14 protein-coding genes are annotated in these 15,393 nt (G+C 69.2%); 5 read left to right on the forward strand and 9 right to left on the reverse strand.

Annotation, left to right across the window (positions count from 1 at the left end; genetic code table 11):
• Positions 1 to 19 precede the first annotated feature (19 nt).
• Complete coding sequence (locus tag FFI97_RS14400) at positions 20 to 847, reverse strand: SDR family NAD(P)-dependent oxidoreductase (RefSeq protein ID WP_139701963.1); 828 nt, start codon at positions 845 to 847, stop codon at positions 20 to 22.
• A gap of 104 nt (positions 848 to 951) precedes the next feature.
• Entirely contained in the window at positions 952 to 1,899 is a 948-nt protein-coding gene (locus FFI97_RS14405; RefSeq protein ID WP_139701964.1) for a GlxA family transcriptional regulator, read from the reverse strand.
• 262 nt (positions 1,900 to 2,161) lie between these two features.
• Here FFI97_RS14405 and FFI97_RS14410 point away from each other — a divergent pair, with 262 nt between their 5' ends.
• Positions 2,162 to 3,334: an MFS transporter gene (locus tag FFI97_RS14410; RefSeq protein WP_260684998.1), complete on the forward strand. Its 1,173-nt coding sequence runs from the start codon at positions 2,162 to 2,164 to the stop codon at positions 3,332 to 3,334.
• Here FFI97_RS14410 and FFI97_RS14415 read toward each other — a convergent pair.
• The 3 genes from FFI97_RS14415 to FFI97_RS14425 all read right to left on the reverse strand — a co-directional run bounded on the left by FFI97_RS14415 (position 3,324) and on the right by FFI97_RS14425 (position 7,854).
• Positions 3,324 to 5,885, reverse strand: a complete 2,562-nt coding sequence (locus FFI97_RS14415) for a penicillin acylase family protein (protein ID WP_139701966.1) — start codon at positions 5,883 to 5,885, stop codon at positions 3,324 to 3,326. The two genes, FFI97_RS14410 and FFI97_RS14415, sit on opposite strands and share 11 nt — an antisense overlap.
• Before the next feature lie 117 nt (positions 5,886 to 6,002).
• Positions 6,003 to 6,812, reverse strand: coding sequence for a helix-turn-helix domain-containing protein (locus FFI97_RS14420; protein ID WP_095744210.1), 810 nt, complete (start codon positions 6,810 to 6,812; stop codon positions 6,003 to 6,005).
• 88 nt (positions 6,813 to 6,900) lie between these two features.
• On the reverse strand, positions 6,901 to 7,854 hold the full coding sequence (locus FFI97_RS14425) for a LysR substrate-binding domain-containing protein (protein ID WP_139701967.1): 954 nt from the start codon (positions 7,852 to 7,854) through the stop codon (positions 6,901 to 6,903).
• A gap of 106 nt (positions 7,855 to 7,960) precedes the next feature.
• Between FFI97_RS14425 and FFI97_RS14430 the strand changes: the two genes are divergently transcribed.
• A complete protein-coding gene (locus tag FFI97_RS14430) occupies positions 7,961 to 9,274 on the forward strand; it encodes an MFS transporter (RefSeq protein WP_139701968.1) in 1,314 nt (437 codons plus the stop codon).
• Here the strand turns inward: FFI97_RS14430 and FFI97_RS14435 are convergent.
• Complete coding sequence (locus tag FFI97_RS14435) at positions 9,235 to 10,302, reverse strand: adenosine deaminase (RefSeq protein ID WP_139701969.1); 1,068 nt, start codon at positions 10,300 to 10,302, stop codon at positions 9,235 to 9,237. The two genes, FFI97_RS14430 and FFI97_RS14435, sit on opposite strands and share 40 nt — an antisense overlap.
• A gap of 234 nt (positions 10,303 to 10,536) precedes the next feature.
• On the opposite strand from FFI97_RS14435, the gene fabA reads away from it, so the two are divergent.
• The 3 genes from fabA to FFI97_RS14450 all read left to right on the forward strand — a co-directional run bounded on the left by fabA (position 10,537) and on the right by FFI97_RS14450 (position 12,783).
• Complete coding sequence (gene fabA / locus FFI97_RS14440) at positions 10,537 to 11,052, forward strand: 3-hydroxyacyl-[acyl-carrier-protein] dehydratase FabA (RefSeq protein ID WP_056574156.1); 516 nt, start codon at positions 10,537 to 10,539, stop codon at positions 11,050 to 11,052.
• Between the two features lie 10 nt (positions 11,053 to 11,062).
• Positions 11,063 to 12,283 carry a beta-ketoacyl-ACP synthase I gene (fabB, locus tag FFI97_RS14445; protein WP_139701970.1) on the forward strand — a complete coding sequence of 407 codons (1,221 nt, stop codon included), beginning with the start codon at positions 11,063 to 11,065 and terminating at the stop codon, positions 12,281 to 12,283.
• 104 nt (positions 12,284 to 12,387) lie between these two features.
• A complete protein-coding gene (locus tag FFI97_RS14450; RefSeq protein WP_139701971.1) occupies positions 12,388 to 12,783 on the forward strand; it encodes a nuclear transport factor 2 family protein in 396 nt (131 codons plus the stop codon).
• 6 nt (positions 12,784 to 12,789) lie between these two features.
• On the opposite strand, the gene FFI97_RS14455 is transcribed toward FFI97_RS14450, so the two are convergent.
• The 3 genes from FFI97_RS14455 to FFI97_RS14465 all read right to left on the reverse strand — a co-directional run bounded on the left by FFI97_RS14455 (position 12,790) and on the right by FFI97_RS14465 (position 15,393).
• The gene (locus tag FFI97_RS14455) at positions 12,790 to 13,167 is read right to left on the reverse strand and encodes a hypothetical protein (protein ID WP_099795720.1); all 378 of its coding nucleotides are present in this window, start codon (positions 13,165 to 13,167) and stop codon (positions 12,790 to 12,792) included.
• 83 nt (positions 13,168 to 13,250) lie between these two features.
• Entirely contained in the window at positions 13,251 to 14,420 is a 1,170-nt protein-coding gene (locus FFI97_RS14460) for a BMP family ABC transporter substrate-binding protein (RefSeq protein ID WP_062477516.1), read from the reverse strand.
• A gap of 52 nt (positions 14,421 to 14,472) precedes the next feature.
• Positions 14,473 to 15,393 (reverse strand): ABC transporter permease, encoded by a 921-nt coding sequence (locus FFI97_RS14465; RefSeq protein WP_070061710.1) that lies wholly within the window; start codon positions 15,391 to 15,393, stop codon positions 14,473 to 14,475.

A 15,393-nucleotide genomic window follows, 5' to 3' on the forward strand; every position in this document is an offset into this window, starting at 1 on the left:
CACCCATCGAACGCAGGCGTCATGCCGGTAGCGCGGCGGCACCGGCGCCATAGCGCGCCGCCGGAGCCGTGCTGGACAACCGGCCCGACATCGCACGCCGCGCCGCGTCGAACGCATCCCACTCGGCCAGATCAGGCAACGCCGGAATCGTGACCTGCTCGCCCTGGTCGAGCCCCGCAAGGGCCGCGTCGACCATGTCCTGCGCCGTCATCACGATCTCCTTGGGCAGGTGCGCCATCGGCACGCCCGCGACGCCCCAGAACTCGGTGGCCGTCGCGCCGGGCAGCACCGCCTGCACGCGCACGCCCTTGTCCTTCAGCTCGTGCTGCAGCGACTGGCTCAGCGCCAGCACGAAGGCCTTGGTGCCGCCGTACACGCCGTTGAGCGTCTCAGGCGAGATCGCCACGATGGAGGCGATGTTCACCAGCGTGCCGCCGCCGCGTTCGACGAAACCCGGCACGGCCGCGTAGGTGAGCCGCGTGAGCGCGCTCACGTTGAGCTCGATCATGTCCTCCATCTTGTCGATGTCCGAGCCGAGCAGCGGTGCGGCGGCGCCGAAGCCGGCGTTGTTCACCAGCAGGGTGATGTCGCCGCGGGTGCGCAGCACGGCCTCCACGGACGCGATGTCCTTCCGGTCGGACAGGTCGGCCGGGAGAACCTCGACCTTGCGCCCGGTCTCGTCAGAGAGCTTCGCGGCCAGCGCGTCGAGGCGCTCGCGGTTGCGCGCCACCAGGATCAGGTCGAAGCCGCGCCGCGCGAGACGGTCCGCGTACACGGCGCCGATGCCCGACGACGCGCCGGTGATGAGGGCCGTGCCCTTGTTCGGATTTGCTTGGGTTGCAGTCATGGAGTTTCCTTCGTCGCCACGGGTGTGTGGCCGTGAGGAGAAGTCTCTTCCTGCAAGGCGATGGCGTAAATGTCATATAGGCCACCTTTCAGGACATACCCTGCTCAAGCCGTCGCGGCCTCCCGACGGGCCACGCGACGCACGCTCTGCGGCGGATGCCCCAGCGTGCGCAGGAAGGCGCGGCGCATGCGCTCGGGGTCGCCGAAGCCCGTTTCGCGCGCGACCACGCCGAGCGCGAGGCTGCCCTCGTCGATCAGCGCGCGTGCCGCCTCCACGCGCAGGTTCTCGACCGCATGCGCCGGCGACTGCCCGGTCTCGGCCTTGAAGGCGCGGCTGAACTGGCGCGGGCTGAGGTGCGCGACCTCGGCCAGTTCGTCCACCGACAGCGTCTCGCGCAGGTTGGCGCGCGCATGCACCAGCGCCTTCTGGATGCGGTCGGACTTGGGCGCCAGCTCGAGCAGCGCGGAATGCTGCGACTGCCCGCCCGCGCGGCGGTGGTACACGACCAGCTTCCTCGCCGCGAACCGGGCCGCCTCCACGCCGAGGTCTTCTTCCACCAGCGCCAGCACGAGGTCGATGCCCGCCGTCATGCCGGCCGAGGTCCACACCGGCCCGTCGTTGATGAAGATGCGGTCGGGCTGCACCTTGACGGCGGGATGGCGCTTCTGCAGTTCGCCCGCAAAGGACCAGTGCGTGGTCGCCCGGCGTCCGTCGAGCAGGCCCGCAGCCGCCAGCCCGAAGGCGCCAGTGCAGATGCTGGTCACGCGGCGCGCGTTGCGCAGCCCCGCGCGCAGGAAGCGGCACATCTTCTCGGACGTGGGCGCGATGAAGAGCGCGCCGCTCATCACCAGCGTGTCGTACTTTCCCGTGCCGAAGCGCTTGCTGTCGGTGACCACGCCCGACGAGCTGGTCACGGGGCCGCCCTCTTCCGACAGCAGCTCGACCTGGTAGACCTGCTTGCCGGCATGGAGGTTCGCGAGCTCGAACGCGGCAATGGCAGCGAGGTCGAGGATCTGGAAGCCGGGGAAGACGAGCATGCCGATGCGTTTCATGGCCATGTCCTGAAAAGAGGGTTGTTTGAGGTAGCAGACGCAAGGCTAGACCAACCCGTCCCACCGTGCCAGCGGGAGGGATACGGCCCGCCCCCTTCCCGCGCGGCGATGGGTGCCCCCACCAATCGGCAAGCGCCAGCCCGCGCGGGTCGTCCCACAATGGGCGTTCCCCACCATGACCAACCCGACGACAACGACAACAGGCGCCCCCACAGCCGAACCGGGCGCCCACGCACACTGGCAGCGCAACCTCGCCGTCTGCATGTTCGGTTCCTTCACGACCATCATCGCGATGACGCTGCTGCTGCCCTTCCTGCCGCTGTACGTCGAGCAGCTTGGCGTGAAGGACCACGCGGCCATCGTGCAGTGGTCGGGCGCGGCCTATGGCGCCACTTTCCTGAGCGCCGCGCTGGTCGCGCCGCTGTGGGGCCGGCTGGCCGACCGCTACGGGCGCAAGCCGATGCTGATCCGCGCGAGCCTCGGCATGGCGGTGGCGATGGCGCTGATCGGCCTGGCGGCCAACGTGTGGCAGCTCGTAGGCCTGCGGCTGCTGGCGGGGCTGCTCGGCGGGTACGCCTCGGGCTCGATGGTGCTGGTCGCCACGCAGACGCCCAAGGACCGCACCGGCTGGGCGCTGGGCACGATGTCGTCGGCCATCATGGCGGGCAACCTCGTGGGGCCGCTGGTAGGCGGGGTGCTGCCGCCGCTGGTCGGCATCCGCAACACCTTCTTCGCGGCCGGCGCAATGATCTTCATCGCCTTTCTCGCGACGGCCTTTCTCATCCGTGAAGAGAAGAAGGCACCTTCCGCCGCGAGGCAACGCGGCACGTCCGACGACACCGGTTGGGCCGCCGTGCCCGACAAGCGCCCGCTGGTCGCGATGCTCTTCACCGGCATGCTGCTGATGCTCGCGAACATGTCGATCGAGCCGATCATCACGGTCTACGTCGCCACGCTGCTCGACGACCCGCAGCGCGTGACGATGATGGCCGGCCTCGTGATGTCGGCCGCCGCGCTCGGCAGCATCCTCTCGGCCTCGCGGCTGGGCAAGCTGGCCGACCGCGTGGGGCACTGGAACGTGATCGTCGGCTGCCTCGCGGTGTCGGCGCTGCTGCTGATTCCGCAGGCCTTCGTCACATCGGGCTGGCAGCTGGTGGTGCTGCGCTTCCTGATGGGGTTGTCGCTCGGCGGGCTGCTGCCGTGCATCGCGAGCGTGATCCGCCACAACGTGCCCGAGCGCGTGGCCGGCAACATGCTGGGCTACTCGACGTCGGCGCAGTACGCGGGCCAGGTGGCGGGCCCGCTGCTGGGCGGCTTCGTGGGCGGGCACATCGGCATGCGCGCCGTGTTTCTCGGCACCTGCGTGCTCATGGCCGCAGGCGCCGGGTGGAACTGGCTCGCGCAGCGAGCCGCCGCGTCGTCGGCTATTCGCTGACGACGGCGCTGCGGTAGGCCGCGTCGCCCTTGATCTCCGCTTCGGAGAACGGCACCTTCAGCCACTGCCCCGCGCTGTAGGCCCGGGTGTAGTCGGCGTTGTGTGCCGAGCCCGGGTCGTCCGACAGCGAGAACGTCAGGAAGGTGTGGGCCTCCACGCCGCCCTCGGGGAAACGCACGATGTGCATGTAGCTGTTGCCGTTCGGGTTGAGGTCCATCGTGTAACCGCCCTTGTCGAGCCGGTTCTCGGAGCAGGCGATGGTGAAGTAGCCCGGGCCGCCGCAGCCGCCATACAGCGGGATCTTCTGACCGCCGCGGGTGGCGAACAGATAGTCGCCGCGCGCCGCGTTCTCGGCAAAGCCGCTGGCCTGTACCCGCGCCACGGCGGCGCCGAAGGCCTGCTGCAGCACGGGCGCGGCGTCAGGCTTCAGGTCGCGCGGGGTACGGATCGGGTCGGCCGGGTTGAAGGCCACGCTGTACAGGTCCGCCGCAGGAATGCGCGAGGCGCGGCTCCAGAACTCGTCCCACACATGCGCACCGCGCGCACCCGCAACGCCGGTGCCGTTCCAGTCCTGCAGCGCGCTGCAGGCTGCAGAGACATCGATGTCGCGGCCGATGGCCTCGCTGGTCAGCGGATCGCTGGCGACGTTGATGGTGGCCTTCGCGCACACCAGCGGCAGCGCCTGCATCTTGAAGAGCTCGGCCGTCAGCGCGCGGCTGTCCAGCACCATGCGCTTCACGCTGTCGGGCGTGGCGCCCCGCGCGCCGTGGCTGTCGGTGCCGTCGATGCGGCCCTGCGCGAGCAGATGGCCCAGGCGCGTGCGGAAGCTCACGGGGTCGGTGCCGGCCGGTCCCATGATCTCCGGGAAGCCGGTGAGTGGCGCCTTCGGGTTCGCCAGCCAATAGCTGTCGTTCATGTTGGCCACGTAGTCGTCGCGCAGCAGGCTGGGCATGCGGGCGGCGCCCAGCGCGCCCTTCTGCGCCGAGTCGGGGTCGGTCTGCCAGTCGCAGGCGCTGCGCGAGCCGTCGAGCACCGGCACGCGTGCGAGGGCCGGCGCGGCCTGCAGCGCCCCGCCGATCGGGCTCTTGCTCGAACAGGTCGCCATCTGGTCCACCGACACGTTGGGCACCGCGCCGATGTCGGCATACCAGGCCTTGGCGCTGCCCCGGCCCACGGCCACGGTGTTGACCCACGGAATGGCGGCTTCTTCGCGCTGGATGGCAATGAACTCGTCGAGTGACTTCGCCTGGCTCCAGCGCAGCCAGTTGCGGAAGGTGCGGAAGTTCTGGTCGTTGATGTCGCGCATCGCGTAGGCCATGGTGGTGGTCCACGGCGGCAGCTTGTCGCTGAGGTACTGCAGGTTGATGATCGGCCCGTACTCGGACTTGTAGAGCGTGCGCGTCACCGGCGCCACGCTGCCATCGGCCTGCTTCACCTGCACGGTGATCTCGCGGGCCTGCATCTTCACCGCGTTGCCGTCGCGCATGTAGCTGGTGGGGTCGCCCGAGGCCAGCTGCAGTTCGTAGAAGCCGAAGCGCTTGGCGGTCGAGACCGTGTGGCTCCACGCGATGTTGTCGTTGAAGCCGATCAGCGTCACCGGAATGCCCAGGAACGAGGTGCCGCTCACATTGAGCTTGCCCGGAATGGTGAGCTGCGCCTGGTAGAAGCGATCGGGCCCGCGCCAGTACCAGTGCGGGTTGCCGAACAGCAGCGGGCTCGCGTCGCCGGTGGCGGCGGTGCCGAAGCCGATCATGTTGCTGCCCACGCCCTCCTCGCCGCCGACCTGCAAGGGCACGGCGAGATCGCGTGCGGCGAGCTGCAGCGGCGGCTCTTTCTTCTTGCTGTTGCTGGTGCTGCGTGCCGCGACCTTCGTCGGCGCCGCGGGCACGGGCGGGGTCGCGTTCGCGATGTGCGCCAGGAAGTTGCTGTAGCCGCCCGCCAGGTTGGTCGCGTACATGCGGCGGTAGATGTCCTCGGCGGTGATCGGCTTCACCCAGGCTTCGGTGCGGCAGGCCGCGTGCGCGCTGCCACCGGCCTTCGCGTCGCGCAGGTAGCGGTTGTAGCCGGCGGCGAAGCCCTCCACCAGTCGCTGCATGTAGTCGGCCTGCGCGCCGATCATCTGCTGCAGCACGTCGGACGAGATGACGTGGCGGTGGAAGAAGTCGGCGTCGATGTTCTTCGGCAGGCCGATGGTGCTGCTGGCCACGAGCTTCGCGTCGGCACCGAAGTACTGCGAGCGCTCGCCGCGGTAGGTGAGGAACGAGTCGGCCATGGTGCACAGGTTGTCCTCGGCCTGCGCGTAGCCGTAGCCGTAGCCCAGGTCGGGCCAGTCGGCGGCCTTGATGTGCGGCACGCCCATCGTGGTGCGGCGGATCTCGGCCTTGTAGGCGTTGTTCTCTGCGGGTGGATTGCCGCCCGTGCCGGGGAAGAAGGGGAAGCTGCTGCTGCCACCGCCTCCGCCGCCACCGCAGGCGGTCAGTGCGGCGGCGGCCACGAGCGCAAGCCAGAGTGATCGCGGCGTTGCGCCGCGCAGGAAAGTCCGAGGTCTCATGCTGTCTCCAGTTGGATGGGCGCTCTCTTGATGGAGCACCGCCAGCTTAGGCACGCAGACCGGCTGCGGCTTGAACGCAGCCGCTGTCCTGCGCCGCGCCTGAAGACCGCTGAAGACTCAGTGCGCCATCCCGCGCCCCCACGCGTGCGAGGCCTGCTCGTCGGCCGTCACGCGCACCTGGTTCGACAGGAAGGACGGCGACAGGCCGAAGTAGCGCTGGAAGGTGCGGCTCATGTGCGCCGCGTCGGTGAAGCCGCTGACCAACGCCACGTCGGTCAGCGGGCGGCGCGCGGTGAACTGCTGCACCGTGCGGCGCACCTTGGTCCACAGCGCGTAGCGCTTGATCGACACGCCCACCTGCTGCGCGAACAGGTGCGTGAGCCGGTCGGGCGAGAGAAAGGCCAGCGCCGACAGCTCGCGCAGCGGGATCTGCCCCGCATGCGTGCGAATGGCCTGCAGCACGCGCTCGATGCGCGGGTCGATGGCGGCTTCGATCTCGGGGCACTCGGTGATCGCGGTGACCAGCCTGGAGCTGAGCAGCTGCAGGCGCCGGTCGGACAGCGCGCCGTGCTGCGCCGGTTCGAAGTCGTCGCGCGCGCGGCCGAAACGGCGCGCGTCGAGCGGCTGGATGCCGTGGCCGCCCAGGTGCCGCGAGAGCATGCGGTAGGCGCTGGAGGCCGGGTCGAGGTTGAGCGACAGCAGCCCGCAGCCGTCGACGTCGAGGCGACGCGACACATGCGGCCCCACCAGCGCGGCGGTGCAGCGCACGCGCGTGCCGTCGACTGCCTCCAGCGTGAAGGGATGGCCGCTCACCGAGGCCAGCAGCGTGGCCGACGAACGGGCCGTGAGCCCCGACTGGATCGCCGGCGTGATGTAGAGGAACCTGTCGTCCCACAGGTGCAGGGAGTTGTGCCGCGTGGTGGTCATGCCGTCTCGCTTGGGTCTTGTCTCTTGTACTTGTCTCCAGCGGCGGATTCTCACGCATCGCGGCGGCGGCCCGCGCAAGGGCCTGCGCTCAGCGGGGTTGCACGGTCTCGAGCTGCAGATGCTGGCGCACGGCCTCCAGCAGCAGCGTGGCCAGCCGGCTCGCCGGCGCTTCGGCGCGGGCCTGCGCACGGTACAGCACGAGCGAGATCTGCGGCAGCGCCGGCAGCGAGAGCACCGCGCGGTCGAGCGCGCGCACATGCGCAGGCAAGCCGAACGGCGTGCGCACGGTCAGGCCCAGGCCGGCCGAGGTCGCGGCCCACAGCGCCGCCAGGCTGGCGCTGCCAAAGGCGCGGCGCCACGGCAGGCCGGCGCGGTCGAGCGCGGTGATGACGATCTCGCGCAGCGGGCACGGGGCGTCCAGCATGATGAGCGGCAGCGGCTCCTTGCTCTTCACGGTGCGAACGCCCGCGCGGTGCTCGCGCTCGGTCCACCAGGGCGCATCGACGCGTTCGGGCGCCGTGGGGCCGATCCACAGCAGCGGCATCCGCGCCACGCGCTCGGCATGCGGCGACAGCGGCTGGTCGCCCGCGTCCCAGGCCAGCGCCAGGTCGAGCTGGCCCAGCTCGAGCCGCTCGCGCAGCTCGCCGCTGCGCGCCACGCAAGCCTCGATGCGCACCTTGGGGTGGGCGCGCGCGAAGCGGCCGAGCACGGCCGGCAGCAACGTCTCGCCGAAGTCTTCCTGCAGGCCCAGCCGCACCCAGCCCTGCAGGTCGGCGCCGCGCAGGGCGGCGCTGGCCTCGTCGTTGAGCTCGAGCATGCGGTGCGCGTAGGCCAGCAGCGTCTCGCCCGCATCGGTGAGCGCCAGGCCGCGGCCCTCCTTGCGGAACAGCACGGTGCCGGCCTGCGACTCCAGCTTCTTGAGCTGCGCGCTCACGGCCGAGGTCGAGCGGCCCAGCTTGTCGGCCGCGCGCGCGTAGCTGCCGAGGGCCATGCCGGTGGAGAAGGTGCGCAGCACGTCGAGATCGAACATCACCTGGGTCATCGCGGGTCCTTGCATGAGGCTTTTCGATCATCCTGAATTTCAGGACGATCCGCTCATTATTTTCTGATTTTCAAAACCTTTGCAGCGGCGGACACTGCGCTGCAACATGACCCAATCGCCCTCCTCCCCCCCGCTGTCGCCCCGCCACCGCTGGAAGGTGCTCGCCGCCGGCGTGGCCGCCAACGCGGCCTTCTCGGTCGCCTTCAGCGGCATTCCCATGACCGCCGTGCTCATGCGCACCGGCTACCAGCTCGACAACGCCGCGCTCGGCCTGGTGCTCGGCCTCATGGGCCTGGGCATTGCCGTGAGCGAGCTGCCCTGGGGCCTGCTGACCGACCGCTGGGGCGACCGCCCCGTGCTGCTGGCCGGCCTGGGCAGCACGGCGATCGCGCTGGTCGCGATGGCGCTGTGGGCCGCGCCGGGCGCCGGCCATGTGCCGGGCCTGGGCGTGCTCGGCGCGGGGCTGCTGCTGGTGGGCCTGCTCGGCGGCAGCGTGAACGGTGCCAGCGGGCGCGCGGTGATGACGTGGTTCGACGCCGGCGAGCGCGGCCTGGCCATGAGCATCCGCCAGACCGCCGTGCCGATGGGCGGCGGCATCGGCGCGCTGGTGCTGCCCTTCGTGGCGCTGCACTTCGGCTTTGCCGCGCTGTACGGCCTGCTGGCGCTGCTGTGCGCGCTGAGCGCGGCGATGAGCTGGGCCTGGGTGCACGAGCCGCCCGTGGCGCCTCGGCACGCGAACGTGGAAGCGCCGGCGCCGAAGACCGGCCCGCTGCGCGACGTGCGCGTGTGGCGCATCGTGGCCGGCATCGGCATCCTGTGCGCGCCGCAGTTCGCGGTGCTGTCCTTCGGCACGGTGTTCCTGCACGACTTCGGCCACGTGGGCCTGGGCACGATCACCGCGGCCATGGTCTTCGTGCAGGTCGGCGCGATGGCGATGCGCGTGTGGAGCGGCCGCTGGACCGACCGCCGCCGCAACCGCCCGGCCTACCTGCGCGCCTGCAGCGCGCTCAGCGTGCTGCTGTTCGCGGGCCTGGCCGCGCTGGTGATGGCAGCGGGCACCGAGCCGCCGTCCGCGCCGCTGCGGCTGGCGCTGATCGCGCTGCTGGCCGTGAGTGGCGTGTGCGTGTCGGCCTGGCACGGCGTGGCGTACACCGAGCTGGCCACGCTGGCCGGCGCGGCGCGCGCCGGCACCGCGCTGGGCATGGCGAACACCAGCGTGTTCCTCGTGTGCTTCGTCACGCCCTTCTCGATTCCGCACCTGCTGGCGCTGCAGGGCTGGCCGGTCGTGTGGCTGGCGGCCAGTGCGTGTGCGCTGGTGGCCATGCCGCTGCTCGTGCCGCGCCGCAATGCCGGTCCCGGCGCCTGCACGGCAGAGCTGGCTCAGAAGGTCGCGAAGACGGCGTTGAGCCGGTCGACGTAGGCGCGCTTGGCGGCCGCGTCGATGAAGCTGCCCTCGAAGCTGTTGGCCGCGAGCTGCCAGGCCTGCTGCACGCCCAGGCCGGTGGCGGCGAAGGTCTGCGTGAAGTTCTGGTTCATGTAGCCGCCGAAGTAGGCCGGGTCGTCCGAGTTGACGGTGGCGACCAGCCCCGCGTCGAGCAGCGCACCCAGGTTGTGCTGCGACAGGTCGGGGAACACGCACAGCTTGAGGTTCGACAGCGGGCACACGGTGAGCGGAATGCGGTCCTGCGCCAGCCGCTTCATCAGTGCCGGGTCCTTGGCGCTTTGCACGCCGTGGTCGACGCGCTCGACCTTCAGCACGTCGAGCGCGCTCCACACGTAGGCCGGCGGGCCCTCTTCGCCCGCGTGCGCGACGAGATGGAAGCCCAGTTCGCGGCAGCGCGCGAACACGCGCGCGAACTTCTCGGGTGGGTGGCCGACCTCGCTCGAATCGAGCCCCACGCCGATGAACTTGTCGCGGTACGGCAGCGCCTGCTCCAGCGTCTCGAAGGCCTCTTCCTCGCTCAGGTGGCGCAGGAAGCACAGGATGAGCGAGGCGCTCACGCCCAGCTTCGGCAGCGCATCGACGCAGGCGCGGTGCAGGCCGTTGACCACCGTTTCCATGGCCACGCCGCGCGCCGTGTGCGTCTGCGGGTCGAAGAACATCTCGGTGTGCACCACGTGGTCGGCCGCGGCGCGCTCCAGGTAGGCCCAGGCCATGTCGTAGAAGTCCTGCTCTTTCAGCAGCACGCTGGCGCCGGCGTAGTAGATGTCGAGAAAGGTCTGCAGGTTGGTGAAGGCGTAGGCCTTGCGCAGGTCTTCCACGCTGGCATACGGGATCGAGACACCGTTTCGCTGCGCGAGCGCGAAGATCAGCTCGGGCTCGAGCGAGCCTTCGATGTGCATGTGCAGTTCGGCCTTGGGCATGGCGCGCAGCAGCTCGGGCAGGCGTTCGGCGGGGATGCGCTGCGCGAAGCTGGGGTCGAAGAGGGGGCGGCTGGAATCGGTCATGGGGCGTGGGAAATCGACGTTGTGATCGCGCACAGCATAAGGGCAGACACCCTGCGCGGCATCCCCGAAAACGTATACGCTGCCAGCCCCATTTCCCCCAAACTGATCTGGGTCAAATCGGGCCATGGCGGATGCGCTAGGCTTGGACCCCGGCAGGCCCGGCATCGGGCGTGTTCCCTCCAATCCGCGCGCAGCGTGCATTCGTGCCCCTGGCGCCGTCCTTGATCGACTCGCATGACCCTACAAAACGCCTTCACCCGCGAAGACCTGCTGCGCTGCAGCCGCGGCGAACTGTTCGGCCCCGGCAACGCCCAGCTGCCCGCCCCGAACATGCTGATGGTGGACCGCATCACCCACATCAGCGCCGAGGGCGGTACCTACGGCAAGGGCGAACTCACGGCCGAACTCGACATCACGCCCGACCTGTGGTTTTTCGCCTGCCACTTCGAAGGCGACCCGGTCATGCCGGGCTGCCTGGGCCTGGACGCCATGTGGCAGCTGGTGGGCTTCTTCCTCGGCTGGCAAGGCTTGCCGGGCCGCGGCCGGGCCCTGGGCTCGGGCGAAGTGAAGTTCACGGGCCAGGTCCTGCCGACCGCCAAGCTCGTCACCTACAGCATCCAGATCAAGCGCGTGCTCAAGGGCAAGCTGAACCTGGCCATCGCCGACGGCTCGGTGAGCGTCGACGGCCGCCAGATCTACACCGCCGAGGGCCTGCGGGTCGGCGTGTTCACTTCCACCGACAACTTCTGAGGGTTTCGCCATGCGACGCGTCGTCATCACCGGTCTGGGCATCGTTTCGTGCCTGGGCAACGACAAGGAGACCGTCTCCGCCAACCTGCGCGCCAGCCGCCCCGGCATCCGGTTCCAGCCGGCCTACGCCGAAATGGGCCTGCGCAGCCAGGTGGCCGGCTCCATCGACCTTCCCCTCGAAGACCTCATCGACCGCAAGCTCTATCGCTTCGTCGGCCACGCGGCGGCCTACGCCTACCTGGCCATGAAGGACGCCATCGCCGATGCCGGCCTGACCGAGGAGCAGGTGTCGAACCCGCGCACCGGCCTCATCGCCGGCTCGGGCGGCGCCTCCACGCTGAACCAGATGGAAGCGCTCGACCTGCTGCGCGAAAAGGGCGTCAAGCGCGTGGGCCCCTACCGCGTGACGCGGACCATGAGCAGCACCGTGTCGGCCTGCCTGGCCACGCCCTTCAAGATCAAGGGCCTGAACTACTCCATCGCCTCGGCCTGCGCCACCAGCGCGCACTGCATCGGCAATGCCATGGAGCAGATCCAGATGGGCAAGCAGGACATCGTGTTTGCCGGCGGCGGCGAGGAAGAGCACTGGACCCAGTCGTTCCTGTTCGACGCCATGGGCGCGCTGTCCACCAAGTACAACGACACGCCCGAGAAGGCCTCGCGTGCCTATGACGCCGAGCGCGACGGCTTCGTCATCGCCGGCGGCGGCGGCATGGTCGTGGTCGAGTCGCTCGACCACGCGCTGGCACGCGGCGCCAAGATCTACGCCGAGATCGTCGGCTACGGCGCCACCTCCGACGGCTACGACATGGTCGCGCCCAGCGGCGAAGGCGCCGTGCGCTGCATGCAGATGGCCATGTCCACCGTCGACACGCCCATCGACTACCTGAACACCCACGGCACCTCGACGCCCGTCGGTGACGTCATGGAAATGAAGGGCGTGCGCGAAGTCTTCGGCGACAAGGCGCCGGCCATCAGCTCCACCAAGAGCCTGTCGGGCCACTCGCTGGGCGCCGCCGGCGTGCACGAGGCGATCTACTGCCTGCTGATGATGGAAGGCCACTTCATGGCCGGCTCGGCCAACATCGAGGCGCTCGACCCCGACGTGGCCGACATGCCCATCCTCACCGCGACGCGCGAAAACGCCACCGTCGACACCGTGATGAGCAACAGCTTCGGCTTCGGCGGCACCAACGCCACGCTGGTGCTCAAGCGCTGGCAGGGCGCGTAGCCCGGCCACCTGCCGGCCCCGTCGCGCCCGCGACGACGGGCCCGCAGGCGCTTCGCTAGACTGGGTTTTCCGTTCTTCCATCCATCCACCGCGCGAGGAGACCCATGGCGATCGACACCCTTTCCACCTGGCACCGGCTCGTCAAGACACGCGACGTGGCGGGCCTCGACGCCCTGCTGGCCGACGACGCCGTCTTCCTGTCACCCGTGGTGCACCGGCCGCAGGTCGGCAAGGCCATCACCAAGCAGTACCTCGCCGCGGCCTTCCAGGTCTTCTTCAACGAGAGCTTCCGCTACGTGCGCGAACTCCAGGGCCCGAACGACGCCGTGCTCGAGTTCGAACTCGAACTGGACGGCATCGCCATCAACGGCGTGGACATGATGAAGTGGAACGCCGAAGGCAAGATCACCGAGTTCAAGGTGATGCTGCGGCCATTGAAGGCGGTGAACCTGATCCACCAGAAGATGGCGGCGCAGCTGCAGGCGGCGGCGCAGCAATAAGCGCGCTCAGGGGCAGGCCAGTTCCGTCTTCGCCACGGCACACAGTCGTGCCTTCTCGGCCGCGGGCAACGTGAGCCCCGGCATCAGCCCGTCCAGTCGCAGCACCGCCGGGTAGAGGCGCGTGTCCTGCGGGTTCTTGCGGTAGGCGCGCAGCACCAGCTGCTGGCCTTCCTTGCCGCAGTGCTGGCGCTGCTGGCGCGCCACTTCCTTGTCGTGCGCCGAACCGTCGCCGTTGAATTCGCCGGCGAAGTGAAAGCACATTTCCGCGTCGTCCACGGCCTTGCGCAGGCGCTGCTCTTCCTTCGAGAACGTCGGCGGTGCGGCGAACGACATCGACACGGCCAGCAGTGCCGCGCCTGCCGCCATGACCCTCTGCAGCTTCATGGTGTGAATCCTTTTCCTGAATGAAAAAGGGCCGTCCGCAGACGACCCTTCTCGTGGCAATCGCCGAAGCGATCGACCAATGATTACTTCTTGTCGCCGCCCGGCACCTTGCCTTCCACGCCCTTGACGTAGAAGTTCACGCCCGACAGGAACTTGTCGTCGGCGACCGCGTCCTTGGCGATCAGCTCCTTGCCGTCCTGGCCGACGATCGGGCCCTTCCAGATCGAGAAGCTGCCGTCCTTCAGGCCCTTCTTGATTTCCTCGACCTTGGCCTTGGCTTCGGCGGGCACGTCTTCGGCGATCGAGACGATGTCGATCGCGCCTTCCTTCACGCCCCACCAGGTCTGGCCGGTGGCCCACTTGCCGTCCAGCGCGTCCTGCGTGGTCTTGATGTAGTACGGCGCCCAGTTGATGATGGCCGAGCCCAGGTGGGCCTTCGGGCCGTAGGCGGTCATGTCGGAGTCCCAGCCGAAGGCGCGCTTGCCCTTCTCTTGGGCGGTCTTGAGCACGGCCGGCGAGTCGGTGTTCTGGAACAGCACGTCGGCGCCGCCGTTGATGAGGGCGGTGGCGGCTTCGGTTTCCTTGGGCGGGCTGAACCACTCGTTCACCCACACGACCTTGGTCGTGATCTTCGGGTTGACCGACTGCGCGCCCAGCGTGAAGCTGTTGATGTTGCGCAACACTTCAGGGATCGGCACCGAGCCGACCACGCCCAGCGTGTTGCTCTTGGTCATCGAACCGGCGATCACGCCGGCCATGTACGCGCCTTCGTAGGTGCGGCTGTCGTAGGTGCGCATGTTCTCGGCGGTCTTGTAGCCGGTGGCATGCTCGAACTTCACGTCCTTGCTGTCGTTGGCGACCTTGAGCATGGGCTCCATGTAGCCGAAGGTGGTGCCGAAGATCAGCTTGTTGCCCTGGCCCACGAAGTCGCGGAACACGCGTTCGGCGTCGGCCGACTCGGGCACGCTTTCGACAAAGGTGGTCTTGATCTTGTCGCCGAATTCCTTCTCGAGCGCCTTGCGGGCGTTGTCGTGCGCGAAGGACCAGCCGCCGTCGCCCACGGGACCGACATAGGCGAATGCGATGTTCAGCGGGGCCGCCGGTGCGGGGGCCGGGGCGGCCGCGGGGGCCGGCGCCGGCGATGCTGCGGGGGCGGCCGCCTCTTCCTTCTTGCCGCAGCCGATGAGGGCCGCCGAAGCCACCGCGGTGAGGGCGGCGAGCTTGAGAAGGGAACGCTTGTTCAGATCATTCATTGTCGAAATCCTCGGAAGAAAAGGACGGGTTGGCAAAAAAACGAGAACGCGATTATGAGCCGGGGTAGAACGGTTTCCCCATCGATGCCGGCATGTTGATGCGGATGAAGGCGGGGTTGCGCGAGATCAGCGCCAGCACCACGATCGGCGCGATGTACTGGGCCATGCTGAGGAACTGCGAGGGCACGTCGACGCCGCTGCTTTGCAGGTGGAAACCCAGCATCGAGACGCCGCCGAACAGGTAGGCGCCGAGCAGCACGCGGATCGGGCGCCAGGTGGCGAAGGTGGTCAGCGCCAGCGCGATCCAGCCGCGGCCGGCGACCATGCCCTCGACCCACAGCGGCGTGTACACGGTCGACAGGTACGCACCCGCCAGGCCGCACAGCGCGCCGCCCGCGATCACCGCCAGGAAGCGGATGCGCCGCACCGGGTAGCCCAGTGCATGCGCCGACTCGGGCGACTCGCCCACCGAGCGCAGCACGAGGCCGGCGCGGGTGCGGTACAGGAACCAGATGAGCCCGATGGTCAGCAGCACGGCCACGTACACCATCGGGTGGTGCCGGAACAGCGCCGGGCCGGCCAGCGGAATGTCGGCCAGCACGGGAATGGCGAAGGGCGTGCTCTCGGGCAGCTTGGCCTGCACGAAGCTGATGCCCGCGAAGGCCGAGAAGCCGACGCCGAACAGGCTCAGCGCGAGCCCCGTCGCGTACTGGTTGGTGTTGAGCCAGATCACCAGCACGCCGAAGAAGGCCGCGAGCAGCGCGCCGGCCGCCATGCCGGCCAGAAAGCCCAGCCACGGGTTGTGCGTGATGACCACCGTCGCAAAGCCCGCGATGGCGGCGCACAGCATCATGCCCTCGGCACCGAGGTTGACGACGCCGGCCTTCTCGTTGATCAACAGGCCCAGCGCCGCGATGGCGAGCACGGTGCCCGCGCTCAGGGTCGAGCCCAGCAGAAGTGCGTAGCTTTCCAT

The sequence above is a fragment of the Variovorax sp. KBS0712 genome (assembly GCF_006323185.2).
Taxonomy (GTDB): domain Bacteria; phylum Pseudomonadota; class Gammaproteobacteria; order Burkholderiales; family Burkholderiaceae_C; genus Variovorax; species Variovorax boronicumulans.